The sequence below is a fragment of the Bradyrhizobium sp. HKCCYLS3070 genome, assembly GCF_051167575.1.
Taxonomy (GTDB): Bacteria; Pseudomonadota; Alphaproteobacteria; order Rhizobiales; family Xanthobacteraceae; genus Bradyrhizobium.
Genome location: NZ_JBNPTI010000016.1, coordinates 26532 through 41282, shown reverse-complemented (window position 1 = coordinate 41282; position 14751 = coordinate 26532). Strand labels below are relative to the sequence as shown.

The following is a 14751-nucleotide window of genomic DNA, read 5'->3' as shown; positions in this document are numbered from 1 at the left end:
GTTCCTACTTCTTGAATTTGGCCTGGCCCGACTTTCCCTCGGCGGTCTTGATCGTGAGGGTGACCGTCGCGTTGGCGGGGACCGGATTCTTCGCGTCGCCCTTGAGCGAGTTCTCGCCTTGGGGCGCAAGGGTGACCGTTTCGCGGGCCGATCCGCTTGTGATCAGCACGGCACCCACATAGCCCTTCGTCGAGACGGGCTTCGCTTTGAAGGCCTCGAAGACGTTGATGGTCACCGTGTTGCCCGCCGTTAGAAGTTCGGCATCTATGCCGGCGACGTCGAGCATCAGTCCGCCATTCGGTCCCTTTTCGTAGTCCTCGGCGGAGGCCGGCGCTGAGAACAAGAAGGTTGCGATCAACAACAGGGCGTACTTCATGACATTGCTCCTTCGACGGCTGATGAGTTCGATTGGACCTGGGAGGGCTCTTCCCGCCTGAACAGGACGTAGAGGGCCGGCAGTACCAACAGGGTCAGGATGGTTGACGAGACGATCCCGCCGATCACGACGGTGGCCAACGGCCGCTGCACCTCGGCGCCGGCGCCGGTTGCGATTGCCATCGGGACGAAGCCGAGAGAGGCAACGAGCGCGGTCATCAGGACCGGTCGCAGCCGCGTGAGGGCGCCTTCGCGGACCGCGTCCACCAACGCCCGTCCTTCTCGGCGCAGCTTTTCGATGAACGTGATGATCACAAGACCGTTGAGCACAGCAACCCCGGAAAGCGCGATGAAGCCAATTCCGGCGCTGATCGAGAGGGGGACTCCCCTGAGCAGAAGCGCGATGACGCCTCCGGTTAGTGCAAGAGGTACCCCGGTAAACACCAGAAGTGCGTCGGGGGCCGATCCGAGGCTGATAAAGAGCAGCAGGAAGATCAGAAACAACGCGAGCGGCACGACGATCATCAGGCGTTGCGTTGCTGAGATGAGCTGTTCGAACTGGCCGCCCCATCCGATCCAATAGCCCGACGGCAGTTTCACCTTCTCCGTCACCTGATTTTGAGCATCAGCGATGAAGGAGCTGAGATCGCGACCTCTCACGTTCGCTGTCACAGCAATCCGCCGCTTACCGTCCTCGCGGCTAATCAGGTTGGGGCCCGGCTTTAGATCGACCTGGGCAAGTTCGGATAGCGGCACGTAGCGGATTTGCGCGAGCGGCGAACTGCCCCAGAGGGCCGCAGTTGCCTTCGTCGGACTTTCAATCGGCGGCAGCGGCACTGGCAACGACCTGATCGCGTCGATATCCGAGCGTAGATGCTCCGGGAGTCGAACAACGATGTCGAAACGACGATCGCCTTCAAACAGGCGGCCTGCGCTCTTGCCGCCCACTGCCATTTCAACGAGATTCTGTACATCGGCGACGTTGATACCATAGCGCGATAAGATTTGGCGGTTCAGTTGTACGGTGAGCACCGGCAACCCCGCCGCCTGCTCAGCTTTGACGTCGGCGGCCCCCTTCACCTTCTGTAGAACCGCTTGGACCCGGCTCGCTGCCTGGATCAGCTCGTCCAAATTGTCGCCGAATATCTTGACGGCCACATCGCTTCGCACGCCCGAGATGAGTTCGTTCATGCGCTGCTGGATCGGCTGCGAGAACCCGTAGGCGTTGCCCGGGACGTCTTCCGCCGCCTCCTGGATTTCCGCCACGATAGCGGCCTTCGGCTTCTTGGGATCGGGCCATTCCTTTCTCGACTTCAGCATGATGTAGTTGTCCGAAGTGGATTGCGGCATGGGGTCGGTTGCAACCTCAGCCGTGCCGGTGCGGGCGAACACCTCCTTGACCTCGGGAAGCTGCAGCAGTCGCCTCTCCAGCATCGCCTCCATTGCCACCGACTGGGTCAGGCTGACGCTGGGGATGCGGACCACCTCCGTCGAGGCATCCAATTCGTCGAGGCTCGGAATAAACTCACCGCCCATGCGCGAGGCCGCGATGCCGCAGACAACGACCAGCAGGGCCGCAATCACCGCGACGCCGAACCGATTGCGGATCGAGGCCGCGAGCAGCGGTGCATAGATTCGGCGGGCTCCGCGCATAAACCAATTCTCATGTTCGGAGACCTTGCCAGTGACGAGGAGTGCCACGGCCGCCGGCACGAACGTCATCGACAGAATGCTGGCCCCGGTCAACGCCATCAGCACGGTCAAAGCCATCGGCGTGAACATCTTGCCTTCGACGCCGGTGAGCGTGAGGATCGGCAGATAGACGACGGCAATGATGAACGTTCCGAACAGGCTGGGGCGGATGACCTCGCGCGAGCCGGCGAGAATGGTCTCAAAGCGTTCCTCGCGGGTGAGAACTCGGCCGAGCCGGCGCTGCTCTACAGCCAGTAGGCGCAGGCAGTTCTCGACGATGATCACGGCACCGTCGATGATGATGCCGAAGTCGATGGCGCCGAGGCTCATGAGGTTGGCGCTGACCCTGTCCTCCACCATACCGGTGATCGCGAACAGCATGGCCAGCGGAATGACGCATGCGGTCGCGACCGCGGCCCTGAAGTTTCCGAGTGTCAGGAATAGCACGACGATCACCAGCAGCGCGCCTTCGAAGAGGTTCCTCGCCACGGTTGCGATCGTCGCTTCGACCAAGCGTGTGCGATCGTAGACGGTGTGCGTGACGACGCCCTCCGGCAACGAGCGTCCGATTTCCTTGAGCCTCGAGGCGACGCGCTGCGCGACGATGCGGCTGTTCTCGCCGATCAGCAGCATGGCCGTACCCAGCACGACCTCCTTCCCGTTCAACGTTGCCGCTCCGGTCCGGAGATCCGTTCCCTCCCTGACATCGGCCACGTCGGACACCCGGACCGGGACGCCATTCCGCGAGCCGACCACGATTTCCTTGATCTCCTCGACGTTTGCGACCTGTCCCGGTGTCCGGACGAGGTACTGCTCGCCGTTGCGCTCGATGTAACCGGCGCCGACGTTCGCGTTGTTCGAGGCGAGGGCCGCCATGATGTCGCGGAAGCTGAGCTTGTAGGCCATCAGTTGCGCGGGATCGGGCAGCACCTGAAACTGTTGTTCGAATCCACCGACGGAGTTGACCTCGCTGACGCCGGGGACGGTCCGCAATTGCGGCCTGACGATCCAGTCCTGGATCGTTCGCAAGTCGGTGGGACTATACGTCTCGCCGCCCGCCTTGCGGGCTTCAGGTTTGGCCTCGATCGTGTACATGTAGATCTCGCCGAGCCCAGTGGAGATCGGCCCCATTGCGGTCTCGATGGCGGCGGGCAACTGATCCCTGACCTGCTGAATCCGCTCGTTGATCATTTGCCTCGCAAAGTAGATGTCGGTGCCGTCCTTGAAGATCACCGTGACTTGGCTGAGGCCGTAGCGCGATAGCGACCGTGTGCTCTCGAGGTGCGGCAGGCCGCCCATCGCGGTTTCGATCGGAAACGTGATGCGCTGCTCGACCTCGAGCGGAGAGTAACCCGGTGCCCGGCTGTTGATCTGGACCTGAACGTTGGTGATGTCGGGAACCGCGTCGATCGGCAGACGCGTGAAATTCCAGGCGCCGAAGCCGGCCATGGCGAGGACGCCGAACATCACCAGCCAGCGCTGGCGGATGGCGAAGGAGAGGATGCCGTCAATCATTGTCTTCCGCCCCTCCCTTCGCCAGTTCCGCCTTTACGATGAAGCTGTTCTTCGCCGCGTATAGATCGCCTTCCAGGACGCCGAACGTAACTTCCACGAAGTCCGGGTCGCGCTCGCCGATCTCGACATCGCGGGCCTCGAATTTCTCGCCGTCGCGGACGAACACGACCGTGCGGTTTTCGAGGGTCTGCAACGCCGAAGATTTCACCGCGACCGCCACCTTCTTCGCCGACAGCGTCAGTCGGCCGGTAGCGAACAATCCGGGCCGCAGTCGCTGTTCGGCATTCGGTACGGCGGCTCTTGCGAGCGCGCTCTGGGTGTCGCTGCTGCCGACAGGCGACACATACGAAATCTTCGCCTCGATTTTGGGTCCGCCGTCCGCGGGATCGATCAGGATTTGATCCCCGACCTTCACGCGGCCCAGGTCGCGGCGGTAGACAGAGAAATCGACCCATACGGTCGAGAGGTCCGCGATCACGAACGCCGGCTTCTGCTCGGAAACGTATTCGCCGAGCGTGGTTTGGCGGTCGATGATCGTGCCCGCGAGAGCGGCCTTCAATTCGTAAGATGTCAGGCTTTGATTGCTTTCGACGATGGCAAGGACGTCGCCCTTTTCGACGTGGTCGCCAATTCGCTTGCGAACCTCCCGAACGACGCCCGGAAAGCGGGGCGTGATCTGAACCAGCGATTCCTGGTTGGCCTGGACCATCCCGTTCAGCAGCAGGCTGTCGTGCAGCACAGCCGGTGCGGCTTTCGCGAGCTCTATCTCGGCGGCCGCGACCTTGGCGTCGCTCATCGCGACGCCGCCCGAATGCTCTTCCTTTTCGGACTTCTCCGTCGCGACTGTCTTGGTGGTCGCCGGTGACAGCATCCGATAGCCGGCATAAACGAGTGTCCCGGCGACCAGAAGGAAGATCAAATATCGGATCATTGCTCGAATCATCTTGAGCTCTCGCGCGCGAGCGAAAATGGATTGCCGACGAGTCCTTCGATGGTCGCTACGGCAACGTGGAAGTTCTGCAAGGCCTCCTGCTCGCGCAGTCGCGCCTGGGTGAGGCTCGCCTGGGCGTCCAGCACCTCAAGCAGCGTGAAGCGGCCTTGGCCGTAACCATCGGAAATGGCCTTTGCCGCCTGCTCCGCTTTTGGGATCGCAGTTTCGCGGAGGATGGCGAGCTCCCGAAGCGACCCCTGTAGGGAGTCGTAGGCGCGTCCGGCGATGACGATCAACGTGTTCCGGTTCGCGTCCCGCTCCGCCCGTGTTTTCGCCAGGCTCTCCTGCGCCGAGAGGATGTTGCCCTGGTTCTGATCGAACACCGGGATAGGCACCGAGAGCGTCAGCCGGACGGCATCATCATTGGTCTCGTTGAAGTGACGCCATCCGGCCGCGATGCGCACGTCCGGATAGGGCTTCAGCCGGGCCAGCAGGAGCTCCGCGTTCCGCTGCGCGTAGACCGCGGTCCAACGGACCAGTTGCGGATTCGCGTCGATCACGGCCACGACGGACTGAAACGAAGGCGGCCGCCCGGTGGCATCGAGCCTGCCGGAGACGGAGGCGAATTTGGGTGTAGCTTCTCCCATGAGGACGGCCAGTTCGCGCCGCACGCTTGCCATTGTCGATCGCAGTCGCTCGCGGTCCGCCTTCACCAGGGCGGAAGCCACTTCCGCCCGCCCGGTCTCTGCCGGCGAGGAAGCGCCTGCTTCGACCCGCCGCTGCAGCAGCGGGGTCAACCTGTCGATGGCGGCGACCTGCTCGTCGAGAATCTGGATCCGACGCTGTGCGCCCAGCACGTTGAGGAAGGCGATCGCGGTCTCGGATAAGACCTCCAATCGGATGGCCTGACGCTGGATCGCCGCTGCCTCGACCCCTGCGGCTCCGGCCGCAATTCGCGCCTCCCGCTTGCCGAACCATTCGAAGGCTTGGCTGATCTGCAATGTGGTTTCCGCGGACTTCGTGCCCTGATACTTGCCCGTGCCGAAGGAATTGTCCTGCTCATAGGACAGCTCCGGATTGAGCAAGGCTCCGGCCTGGATGCGCTGACCCGTGGCAATGCCGACGTCGCGCTCGGCCGCGGTGAGACGGGGGCTGGCGGCAAGCGCGCGACCGAGCGCATCCCTCATGGTGAGCGTCTGGGAATGCGCGTGACCGGTGAGCCACGGGCTGACCAGAAATGCCGCTGCGCACGCAAAATGCGTGACCGATTTGCGAAACATGAGAATTACCTGACCAAGCGATCGATCGAGCGCTCGCGCGCTCGGAGGAGATGCTTAGGTCCGGTATTTGGGCGGCGGAGTATCGAGTCCCGGCTGATCCTCGAGGAGGAACGTCGGCGTGGCGTATGCCGGGGGCACCGATTTTGCGGCCGGCTCGGCAACAAGGACCGGCGGCGGAATCAGCAGGGGAACACAGGTGTAGCAATGATCGACAACGGTAACTGGCTTCTTTGATCCTTGGTCTGTCTTGCCCTGGTCTGCCTTGGCGGGCACGTCAGCAAGCTCAATCGGATCGGCGCTCGCGAGCGTCTCGCTGGCGCAGGAGATTTCCCCTGCAAATCCGATCATGACGTAGGTAACCGTGAGCAGCACTGTCAGCAGCCCGCGAAAGGCGGGTGCGAAGGCGCGAGAGCTATGGCCAGTCTGCCGTTTCATCGAGGTCACGGATAGCAAGGACCTGGAGCGAACACTATCACAAATTCCGGCCCGCAGGGTGCGGTGCACACGATTGAGCAGAGGATCACCGGCCTTGGCCCTGGCCTGGACTGTCAATCACCCGCGGCGTTTCTGGCCACTCATCTCAATCAGCAGGCTCCGGGATGCGCAAGTTCGTTACGGTCGCTATCGTCTTCACCGGCGGGCCTAGATTGTCCGCAGGTGGCATGCGGGAGCCCTTCACCAGCCCGAAAATGGCGGGGATCACGATCAGCGTGAGCAGGGTCGACGAAAGCATGCCCCCGATCATTGGCACCGCGATGCGCTGCATGATTTCGGAGCCGGTCCCAGTGCTCCACATGATCGGCAGTAGGCCCGCCATGATGGCGACCACGGTCATCATCTTGGGGCGGACCCGCTCGACGGCGCCCTCCATGATCGCGCCATGGAGATCCTGCCGAGTGAGAGCGCGGCGCTCGGCGCTTCGCCTCGCCCTGATCTCGGCCAGAGCGTGATCGAGGTAGATTAGCATCACGACGCCCGTCTCGGCGGCGACGCCCGCCAGAGCGGTGAATCCGACCGCGACCGCGACGGACAGGTTGAAGCCGAGCCACCACATCATCCAGATGCCTCCGACCAGCGCGAACGGCAGCGACAGCATCACGATCAGGGTCTCGGTCATGGCCCTGAAGTTCAGGTACAGCAGCAGGAAGATGATCGTCAGCGTCACCGGCACCACGATCTTCAGCCGTGCGGCGGCCCGCTGCAGATATTCGTACTGTCCGCTCCAGACCACGTAGTAGCCGGCGGGAAACTGGATGCTGTCGCTGACCGCGCGCTGCGCGTCCGCGACGTAGCTTCCGATGTCGCGATCCCGGATGTCGATGTAAATGTAGGTCGCAAGCTGCCCGTTCTCGGTCCGGATCGACGTCGGCCCGCGCGCGGGCTCGACCTTCGCCACCTCCCCGAGCGGCACGGCGCCGCCCGCCGGCATCGGCACCAGGATGTCGCTCGCGATGGCCTTCGGGTTGTCGCGGAGGTCGCGCGGATAGCGCATGTTCACGGTGAACCGCTGCCGGCCTTCGACCGTCGTCGTGACCGTCTGGCCGCCGAGCGCGGTCGCGATGGTGTCCTGGACGTCCTGGATCAGTATCCCGTAGCGGGCGAGCGCCTCGCGGTCCGGCGCGATCTCGAGATAGTAGCCGCCGATACCCCGTTCCGCATAGGCAGAGGAAGTCCCGGGCACCGCCTTGACGACGCGCTCGACCTGCCTGGCGAGCCTGTCGATCTCTACGAGGTCCGTGCCCATCACCTTCACGCCGATCGGCGTGCGGATGCCCGTCGACAGCATGTCGATGCGCGCCTTGATCGGCATGGTCCAGGCGTTCGAGACACCGGGAAACTGCAATGCCTTGTCCATCTCGGCGATCAGGCTGTCGACGGTGATGCCCGGTCGCCACTGCTCCTTCGGCTTCAGATTGACCACGGTTTCGAACATCTCCGTCGGGGCCGGGTCGGTCGCTGTCGCCGCCCGTCCCGCCTTGCCGTAGACCGACGCGACCTCCGGAAAGGACTTGATGATCCGGTCCTGCGTCTGCATCAGCTCGGCCGCCTTCGTGACTGAGATGCCGGGCAACGTCGTCGGCATGTAGAGCAGCGTCCCCTCGTTCAGCGCCGGCATGAACTCGGTGCCGAGCTGACGGGCCGGCCAGACCGTGCCGGCGAGGACCACCAACGACGCGAGGATCACCAGCGTCTTGGCCCGCAGCACGCCCCTGATGACGGGCCGGTAGACCCAGATCAGGAAGCGGTTGATGAAATTCCTGCTTTCCGGGACGATTTTGCCGCGGACGAAGATCACCATCAGCGCCGGGACCAACGTGACGGACAAGAGCGCCGCTGCGGCCATCGAGAACGTCTTGGTGAACGCCAGCGGGCTGAACAGCCGTCCCTCCTGCGATTCCAGCGTGAAGATCGGCATGAACGACACGGTGATGACCAGCAGGCTGAAGAACAGCGCAGGGCCGACCTCGGACGCAGCATCGATCAGGATCTGGACGCGGGACTCACCGGGCTTCGCCCGCTCGAGGTGTTTGTGGGCGTTCTCGATCATCACGATCGCCGCGTCCACCATGGCGCCGATCGCGATCGCGATCCCGCCGAGGCTCATGATGTTGGAGCCGAGCCCGAGCAGCTTCATGGCGCCGAACGCCATCAGGACGCCGACCGGCAGCATCAGGATGGCGACGAGCGCGCTGCGGACATGCAGCAGGAAGACCACGCAGACGAGCGCCACGACGATGCTCTCCTCGAGAAGCGTGTGCTTGAGGGTGTCGATGGCGGCGTAGATCAGGTTGGAGCGGTCGTAGACCGGGACGATCTCGACGGATTTCGGCAGGCTGCTCGCGATCTCCTTGAACCGCTTCTTGACGTTCTCGATCACGTCGAGCGCGTTGACCCCGAAGCGCTGCAGCACGATGCCGCTGGCGACCTCGCCCTCCCCGTTCAGTTCCGCGATGCCCCGTCGCTCGTCCGGACCGAGTTCGACGGTGGCCACATCGCGCAGCAGCACCGGCGTGCCGTTGCTGGTCTTCAGCACGATGTTACCGAGATCGTCGATGCTCTTGATGTAACCTTTGCCGCGGATGACGTACTCGAACTCGGACAGCTCCACGGTCCGGCCGCCGACGTCCGCGTTCGAAGCGCGGATCGCCTCCCGGATTTTCTGCATGCTGATCCCGCGGTCCCGCATTCGCTGCGGGTCGAGGACCACGTTGTACTGCTTCACGAAGCCGCCGATGCTGGCGACCTCGGCCACGCCTTCGGCCTTGGCCAGCGCGAATTTCAGATTCCAGTCCTGGATGGTGCGCGTCTCGGCGAGGTTCAGCTCCTTGGACATGACGGCGTACTGGTAGACCCAGCCGACGCCTGTGGCGTCAGGGCCGATCGCCGGGGTCACGCCCGCCGGGAGCCTCGACGTGGCGCTGTTCAGGAATTCCATCACGCGCGAGCGCGCCCAGTAGATGTCCGTCCCGTCCTCGAAGATCACGTAGACGAACGACACCCCGAAGAACGAGAAACCGCGCACCACCTTCGATTTCGGCACCGTCAGCATGGCCGTCGTCAGCGGATAGGTTACCTGATCCTCGATCACCTGCGGGGCCTGGCCCGGGTATTCGGTGTAGACGATCACCTGGGTGTCCGAGAGATCCGGGATCGCGTCGAGTGGAAGGTGGACCAAGGCGTACAGGCCCGCGGCGGCCGCGAAGCCGGTGCCGAACAGCACCAGCAGCAGGTTGCGCGCCGACCAGGCAATGATGCGGGAGATCATTTGGGTTCTCCCATGCGGCTGGGGGACGCACCTTCGGGCTGCGAGGCGCCGGCTTCGGCGAAGCCCTTTAGCGCCGCCTTCAGGTTGCTTTCCGCATCGATCAGGAAGTTGGCGGACGTAACCACGGCTTCGCCCGCGGCAAGACCGTCCCGCACCTCGACGTAGCCGCCGCCTCTGCGCCCGAGTTTGATTGCACGGGGCTCGAAGCGACCTTCCCCCTTGTCGACGAGAACGGCCTGGCGGCTGCCGGTATCGAGCACAGAACTTTCGGGTACAGCCAGGACGGGCGCGGAATCGGCGGTGTCGATGTTGGCATCGACGTACATGTCGGGCAGCAGCGCCGCGTCCGGATTGGCGAGTTCGATCCGGACGCGAACAGTTCGGGTATCGCGGTTCACCTGCGGATAGACGACGGCGATCTTGCCGGCGAAGGTTCGACCGGCAAAGCTCCGTGCGCGTACCGTCACCGGCTGACCCACCGCGATGTCGCCGAGATCGCGTTCGGCCACGTCCACCAAGGCCCACACCACCGAGGTGTCGGCGATCCGGAACAGCACGTCGCCGGGGTTGGCCCGCATGCCTTCGATCGCGTTGCGCTCAAGTACGATGCCGTCGCGCGGCGCCGACCACTGCACGGTCACAGGCGCAACGTGGGACTTCTCCATCTCGGCGATGACTTGTTCGGGGACGTCGAGGTTCGTAAGCCGCTGGCGCGACCCGCGGCCGTACATTTCGACGCCGCCGACTGTCTTGGAGGTGATGGTCGCCAGATATTCCGCCGCGGCGGACGCGACCGCCGAACTGTAGATCTGCATCAGCGGCTGGCCCGCCTTCACGCGGGTGCCGGTGGTCACGTCGGCGACCTTCTGGACGAAGCTTTCGGCCCGCATGGCGATCACGGACACGCGGCGCTCGTCCAACTGGATCGTGCCGGGCGCCTTCACCGAGACCTGGACCGCGCGCCGCTCGACGGGCTCGGATTTCACGCCCGTGCGCTGAATCTTCCCCGGCGAAAGCCTCACGGTACCGTCGTCGACGTCGTCGCCTTCGTAGACGGGCACGTAGTTCATCCCCATGGAATCCTTCTTCGGCACCGGGGAGGTGTCGGGCAGGCCCATGGGATTCCGGTAATAAAGGATCTTGCGCGAAGAATCCGCCTGTTGCTTCGGCTTCGCCGGCTCGGGCGCAGCCTGATCGTCGTCGTAGACCGGCAGGTAGTCCCGCCCGCGATCGTCCTTCTTGGGGCCGGCCGACCAGAGGGGCGCGCCGCTCGGATCGCGGAAGTAGAGCGGAGTTCGGTCCGTGGAGGCGGCCGCGGGCGCCTCGGCATGGACGGACCAACGCTCGCCGCTCGCGTACCAGGTGGCGCCGAGGACCGTGCCGGCCGTCAGTGCGAGTGCCGTCAGAAGACGCTGCGTGTTCATGGTGTGCTACCCGCGCGCTCGGGGCGCGCGTCCATGTGAATGGGAGAGAGAAGTTCGGGCGCCGTCGGGCAGCGCCCGAAGGCTCAATTCGTCGCCTTGACGATCACCTTGCCGGTGACCGTCTCAGGCTCGCCCTGCACTTTCGCAGACAGCGTGACCTGGTAGCGACCGGCCATCGGCAGGTCGGTCTTGAAGGCGTATACGCCCGGCTCCTTGGACGGCAGCGGCGAGACCGCCGATTCCATCTCGGCCATCCCGTCTGGCGCCATGTCGACGCGGGTCTTGAAGATGACGGCGTCCGCCACCGGCTTGCCGGTCTGCTTGTTGGTCAGACGCACGGCCAGCGTGACGTCGTCGCCCTTCTTCATCTCCGGATTGACCGGCTCGAACGTGTAGTCGCCGGCGCCCGCCAATGCGACTGAAGCGGCAAGCGAAAGGGTTGCGGCGAGAGCCGCGGTCGTGATTTTGGAAAGCATTTTCCTGTCCTCATGATCTGATCTCGGCCGTGGCACGACATGCGCGCACGGCAGGCGTCGTCGCGAGCAAGCGTGCGCGCGCGCCGGGTCTTGCGAGATCAGACTCGAGGAGGTCGGAAGGGCGGACTGCCGCCGCGGTAGGACACCACCTGATCCGCGGGAATGGCGATCTTGCTCGCCGGAAGGAAGAGAAACTCGAAGCCAAGGCCTCGGATTTCACCAAGCGCGAGAGTCCCGCCGATGCAGCAGAAACCCATCCCGCACTTGTAGCCATCCTTGTGGGAGGTCGTGCCCTTCATGCCGTCCGGACAGCAATCGTCCATCGACATGTCGTCGCCGCCCGTCATGTGCATGGTCGCGTGCATGTCATCCGACGACGTCGCGTAGCCGGCGGCGGACGCGCCGAGCGGCAGCATCGCCAGCGAGACGGCGATCGCAAACGCGAAGATGGTACGGACGAGCCGCATCGTGATCGACTTACCTTTCGGGCCGCAGCGCGACTTAGCTAGCATATTCCGGTGCGGGACGCAGGCCTTGATCCCGCTCAAGCATTCGTGACTGTAGCCGGCCTATCCACCCGACCGACCACGTCCATCAATTCGGCGATCTTACGGCGCTGATCGGCCTTGTCGCCGCTATGGATCGCGTGTTCCACGCAATGGGCCACGTGATCCTTAAGAATCTCTTCCTCGACCCGGCGGAGCGCGGAACGGAAGCGTCACCGTTCGCCCACGCGTACCGACCGATTCGCAATGTCGCCAGACCTTGTCGATCAGCGGCTCGAGTTCGGCGATCATGGCGTCGGCTTCGGTAAGGTCGGTCGAGAACGTATTCTCCGCGCCGACGGACTTCCGGATCCGGTTGGCTCGAACAGGCCTTTCGTCGACGCCGCGTGAAATCCAATAGTAGTAGGCGCCCGACTTACCGAAGTTCGCGTTCATGAACTGCAGCGTCTGGTTGCGCATGTCGAGACCGGTGAATATGCCCAAGGCGTTCATCTTAGCGCTCGTTGCGGGACCTATCCCGTGGAATTTGCCTACAGGAAGCGTCTCCACGAAGGCTGGCCCCATCTCCGGCGAGATGACGAACTGACCATCGGGCTTGCGGTGATCGGAAGCGAGCTTCGCCAGAAATTTGTTGTACGAGATGCCGGCCGAAGCGTTGAGGCCGGTCTCCGCCTTGATCTTCTCGCGGATGCGCAATGCGATGTCCCTGGCGAGTGGGATGCCTTGAAGATTTTCGGTGACGTCCAAATAGGCCTCGTCGAGCGACAGAGGTTCGATGATCGTCGTGTGCTCGGCGAAGATCTCGCGGATTTGCCGGCTGATCGCCTTGTAGACCTCGAAGCGCGGCCTAACGAAGATCAGGTCGGGACACTGTCGCTTCGCTGTCACCGACGGCATTGCAGATCGAACTCCGAATTTGCGGGCTTCGTAGCTCGCGGCCGCCACGACCCCGCGCTCTGCCGAGCCGCCCACCGCGACCGGCTTTCCGCGCAGGTCCGGATTATCGCGCTGTTCCACGGACGCATAGAACGCATCCATGTCGATATGGATGATCTTGCGGTGAGGCGCGTTCCAGTCGCCTTGCTCTGGATCGGACCGGACCATCACTAGGTCATAGACGTTTGCCGTCCAGCCGTCGCGGCTTAGACCAAGTCCTTGGGTGGACACTCGGGGCAGGTATCGCCGACCGAATCCAAGAGCTCCGTGATCGCATCTGTGGCTTCGTCGGGAGAAACGCCTGCCGGCGGATCCCGACGAGCGATATCATAGGCGCGATCGCGGGCGTGCGGGTCGGCGCGATCTTGAATCCAGCCGTGCTCCTCACATTCGCGGATGGCGCCCGCTTCCTGCAGCACGGAGGTCGCCCAGCCGCGCAGCGTCCGGATCGCCGGTCGTCTCTCGTTGGTCATCAGCATCGAGATCGCTCCCGCCGGGACGAATCCTTGTGCCGTCCGCGTCGTTCCCGGCGGTTAGCACAGGGCAGGGATTCGAAATCGCTGGAGCGACCGCTTGTCCACGTGTTCCGCCGCCCTATGCACAGCTGCGAACTCCGATTTGGCAGCAGCTTGCCACCAAATTGCCTCGCTCACGCGGCCAGCGCCGGGTCTTCCTTCTCGCCCGTGGCGACAATCCGCAGGGAGCCATCCGGTAGGGGCCGCTGCAGCGACTTCGCCTGGTCCCAAGGGGCGCGGAGCCAGACCTCGTACTCCTCCGCCGTCGTCAGGATTACCGGCATCGCCTTGGGATGGACGCGCTTGACCTCCGCGTTCGGCTCGCAGGTGAGGAATCCGAAGACGTCGGCGGTGATCTCGCCTTCCTTCGCCTTGCGCACACTGGTCCAATTGGTCCAAAGCCCGGCGAATGCGATTAGAGGCCGCGTCTCGTCCAGAGCGAACCAGACCGGCACTTTCTTGCCGTCGATCGTGTCGTACTCGGAAAAGGACGTAAATGGCACAAGGCACCGATGCCCCGGATCTAGCCACCGCTTCCAATGGGCGCTGCCGACATTCCTGATGTTCGTCGTGCCGCCGTCTGGCTCCATCCGGAGCAATTCCTTGAAGTCGACGGTCTTGCCCTTCGCCTGCAATTTCTCCGCGCGCTTTTTTGTCGCGTCCATCTGGGCCCGCTGCGAGCTCGGCATGCCCCAGCGCGCCATGAAAATCTCGCGTGCCTCGGCACCGTTACGCACGATCGGTGCGGGATAGTCGGGAAAAATGCCAGGCATCGACGGCAGGTTGCCGACGTGGCTGTTCAGTGCGCCGAACAGGCGACGGATCGCGTCGACGTTTTTTGTCATCGAGTAGAGATTGCACACGATCAAGTCTCCGGAGCGACGAGGCGGGGGCGCGACATCAGTTGCAGCAGCGTAGCGGACGGCCGACGGCCGGCCTTAGCACATTTGCTGCAGCGGAGCCGGCTGGCCAAGTCGTGGACAAATGTGGTCGGCGGATGACGCAGCGCCGCCAGATCGACGTCCCGTTTCGTCTTGCAGCGCGAGCATTCGATCTCGAGCGAGGCAAAGCCCCCGTTGATGGCTTGGTCGACCGTCGGCGATGGGTCGATGGGCCCGCCATCCGCCCACATGCGCTCGTTCCAGGATTCGCAGAGCAACTTGTCCGCCTGACGGATGAGGGCTTCGCCTTTGGTCCGGGCTTCGGCGGCCTGTCCTGCGAGGATCGTCGTCATCGCGCGTGCTCGGCCGAGCTCCTTGGTGAGCGCCTTGCGGTCTCCTCCGGAGAGGGGCGTCGGGTGATGCTTCGGTGCCATGGCAGCATCCAGTTCCGGCC

The 14751-nt window shown here is 63.8% G+C and carries 12 protein-coding genes and 2 pseudogenes; all 14 read right to left on the bottom strand.

What is annotated here, in order from left to right; genetic code table 11:
* Positions 1-4: 4 nt before the first annotated feature.
* The 14 genes and pseudogenes from ACQR03_RS30265 to ACQR03_RS30200 all read right to left on the bottom strand — a co-directional run bounded on the left by ACQR03_RS30265 (position 5) and on the right by ACQR03_RS30200 (position 14731).
* Positions 5-376, bottom strand: a complete 372-nt coding sequence (locus ACQR03_RS30265; RefSeq protein ID WP_434842180.1) for a hypothetical protein — start codon at positions 374-376, stop codon at positions 5-7.
* The gene (locus ACQR03_RS30260) at positions 373-3582 is read right to left on the bottom strand and encodes an efflux RND transporter permease subunit (protein WP_434842181.1); all 3210 of its coding nucleotides are present in this window, start codon (positions 3580-3582) and stop codon (positions 373-375) included. The genes ACQR03_RS30265 and ACQR03_RS30260 overlap by 4 nt, the downstream gene beginning before the upstream one ends.
* Entirely contained in the window at positions 3575-4525 is a 951-nt protein-coding gene (gene ihpB, locus ACQR03_RS30255) for a divalent metal ion exporter adaptor subunit IhpB (RefSeq protein WP_434842182.1), read from the bottom strand. The genes ACQR03_RS30260 and ihpB overlap by 8 nt, the downstream gene beginning before the upstream one ends.
* Positions 4522-5793 carry a divalent metal ion exporter subunit IhpA gene (gene ihpA, locus ACQR03_RS30250; protein ID WP_434842183.1) on the bottom strand — a complete coding sequence of 424 codons (1272 nt, stop codon included), beginning with the start codon at positions 5791-5793 and terminating at the stop codon, positions 4522-4524. Before ihpA ends, ihpB begins: the two co-directional genes overlap by 4 nt.
* Before the next feature lie 54 nt (positions 5794-5847).
* Positions 5848-6228 carry a hypothetical protein gene (locus ACQR03_RS30245; RefSeq protein WP_434842184.1) on the bottom strand — a complete coding sequence of 127 codons (381 nt, stop codon included), beginning with the start codon at positions 6226-6228 and terminating at the stop codon, positions 5848-5850.
* A gap of 145 nt (positions 6229-6373) precedes the next feature.
* Positions 6374-9559, bottom strand: coding sequence for an efflux RND transporter permease subunit (locus ACQR03_RS30240; RefSeq protein WP_434842185.1), 3186 nt, complete (start codon positions 9557-9559; stop codon positions 6374-6376).
* Positions 9556-10983 (bottom strand): efflux RND transporter periplasmic adaptor subunit, encoded by a 1428-nt coding sequence (locus ACQR03_RS30235; protein ID WP_434842186.1) that lies wholly within the window; start codon positions 10981-10983, stop codon positions 9556-9558. The genes ACQR03_RS30240 and ACQR03_RS30235 overlap by 4 nt, the downstream gene beginning before the upstream one ends.
* A gap of 83 nt (positions 10984-11066) precedes the next feature.
* The gene (locus ACQR03_RS30230; protein WP_434842187.1) at positions 11067-11459 is read right to left on the bottom strand and encodes a FixH family protein; all 393 of its coding nucleotides are present in this window, start codon (positions 11457-11459) and stop codon (positions 11067-11069) included.
* A 98-nt stretch (positions 11460-11557) separates the two neighbouring features.
* Complete coding sequence (locus ACQR03_RS30225; RefSeq protein WP_434842212.1) at positions 11558-11926, bottom strand: hypothetical protein; 369 nt, start codon at positions 11924-11926, stop codon at positions 11558-11560.
* A 77-nt stretch (positions 11927-12003) separates the two neighbouring features.
* Positions 12004-12171: pseudogene (locus ACQR03_RS30220) on the bottom strand (metal-sensing transcriptional repressor); the annotation flags it as partial.
* Between the two features lies 1 nt (position 12172).
* Positions 12173-13069 (bottom strand): annotated as a pseudogene (dinB, locus tag ACQR03_RS30215) (DNA polymerase IV); the annotation flags it as partial.
* 38 nt (positions 13070-13107) lie between these two features.
* Positions 13108-13380 (bottom strand): hypothetical protein, encoded by a 273-nt coding sequence (locus tag ACQR03_RS30210; RefSeq protein WP_434842188.1) that lies wholly within the window; start codon positions 13378-13380, stop codon positions 13108-13110.
* 170 nt (positions 13381-13550) lie between these two features.
* Positions 13551-14279, bottom strand: a complete 729-nt coding sequence (locus tag ACQR03_RS30205; protein WP_434842189.1) for an SOS response-associated peptidase — start codon at positions 14277-14279, stop codon at positions 13551-13553.
* Positions 14280-14281: 2 nt separating this feature from the next.
* Positions 14282-14731 carry a hypothetical protein gene (locus tag ACQR03_RS30200; protein ID WP_434842190.1) on the bottom strand — a complete coding sequence of 150 codons (450 nt, stop codon included), beginning with the start codon at positions 14729-14731 and terminating at the stop codon, positions 14282-14284.
* Positions 14732-14751: the final 20 nt, after the last annotated feature.

What these genes read in the sequence shown, in the direction of transcription:
- ACQR03_RS30265 (WP_434842180.1), bottom strand. Translation starts at nt 376, where the DNA reads ATGAAGTACGCCCTGTTGTTGATCGCAACCTTCTTGTTCTCAGCGCCG.
- ACQR03_RS30260 (WP_434842181.1), bottom strand. Translation starts at nt 3,582, where the DNA reads ATGATTGACGGCATCCTCTCCTTCGCCATCCGCCAGCGCTGGCTGGTG.
- ihpB (WP_434842182.1), bottom strand. Translation starts at nt 4,525, where the DNA reads ATGATTCGAGCAATGATCCGATATTTGATCTTCCTTCTGGTCGCCGGG.
- ihpA (WP_434842183.1), bottom strand. Translation starts at nt 5,793, where the DNA reads ATGTTTCGCAAATCGGTCACGCATTTTGCGTGCGCAGCGGCATTTCTG.
- ACQR03_RS30245 (WP_434842184.1), bottom strand. Translation starts at nt 6,228, where the DNA reads ATGAAACGGCAGACTGGCCATAGCTCTCGCGCCTTCGCACCCGCCTTT.
- ACQR03_RS30240 (WP_434842185.1), bottom strand. Translation starts at nt 9,559, where the DNA reads ATGATCTCCCGCATCATTGCCTGGTCGGCGCGCAACCTGCTGCTGGTG.
- ACQR03_RS30235 (WP_434842186.1), bottom strand. Translation starts at nt 10,983, where the DNA reads ATGAACACGCAGCGTCTTCTGACGGCACTCGCACTGACGGCCGGCACG.
- ACQR03_RS30230 (WP_434842187.1), bottom strand. Translation starts at nt 11,459, where the DNA reads ATGCTTTCCAAAATCACGACCGCGGCTCTCGCCGCAACCCTTTCGCTT.
- ACQR03_RS30225 (WP_434842212.1), bottom strand. Translation starts at nt 11,926, where the DNA reads ATGCGGCTCGTCCGTACCATCTTCGCGTTTGCGATCGCCGTCTCGCTG.
- ACQR03_RS30210 (WP_434842188.1), bottom strand. Translation starts at nt 13,380, where the DNA reads ATGCTGATGACCAACGAGAGACGACCGGCGATCCGGACGCTGCGCGGC.
- ACQR03_RS30200 (WP_434842190.1), bottom strand. Translation starts at nt 14,731, where the DNA reads ATGGCACCGAAGCATCACCCGACGCCCCTCTCCGGAGGAGACCGCAAG.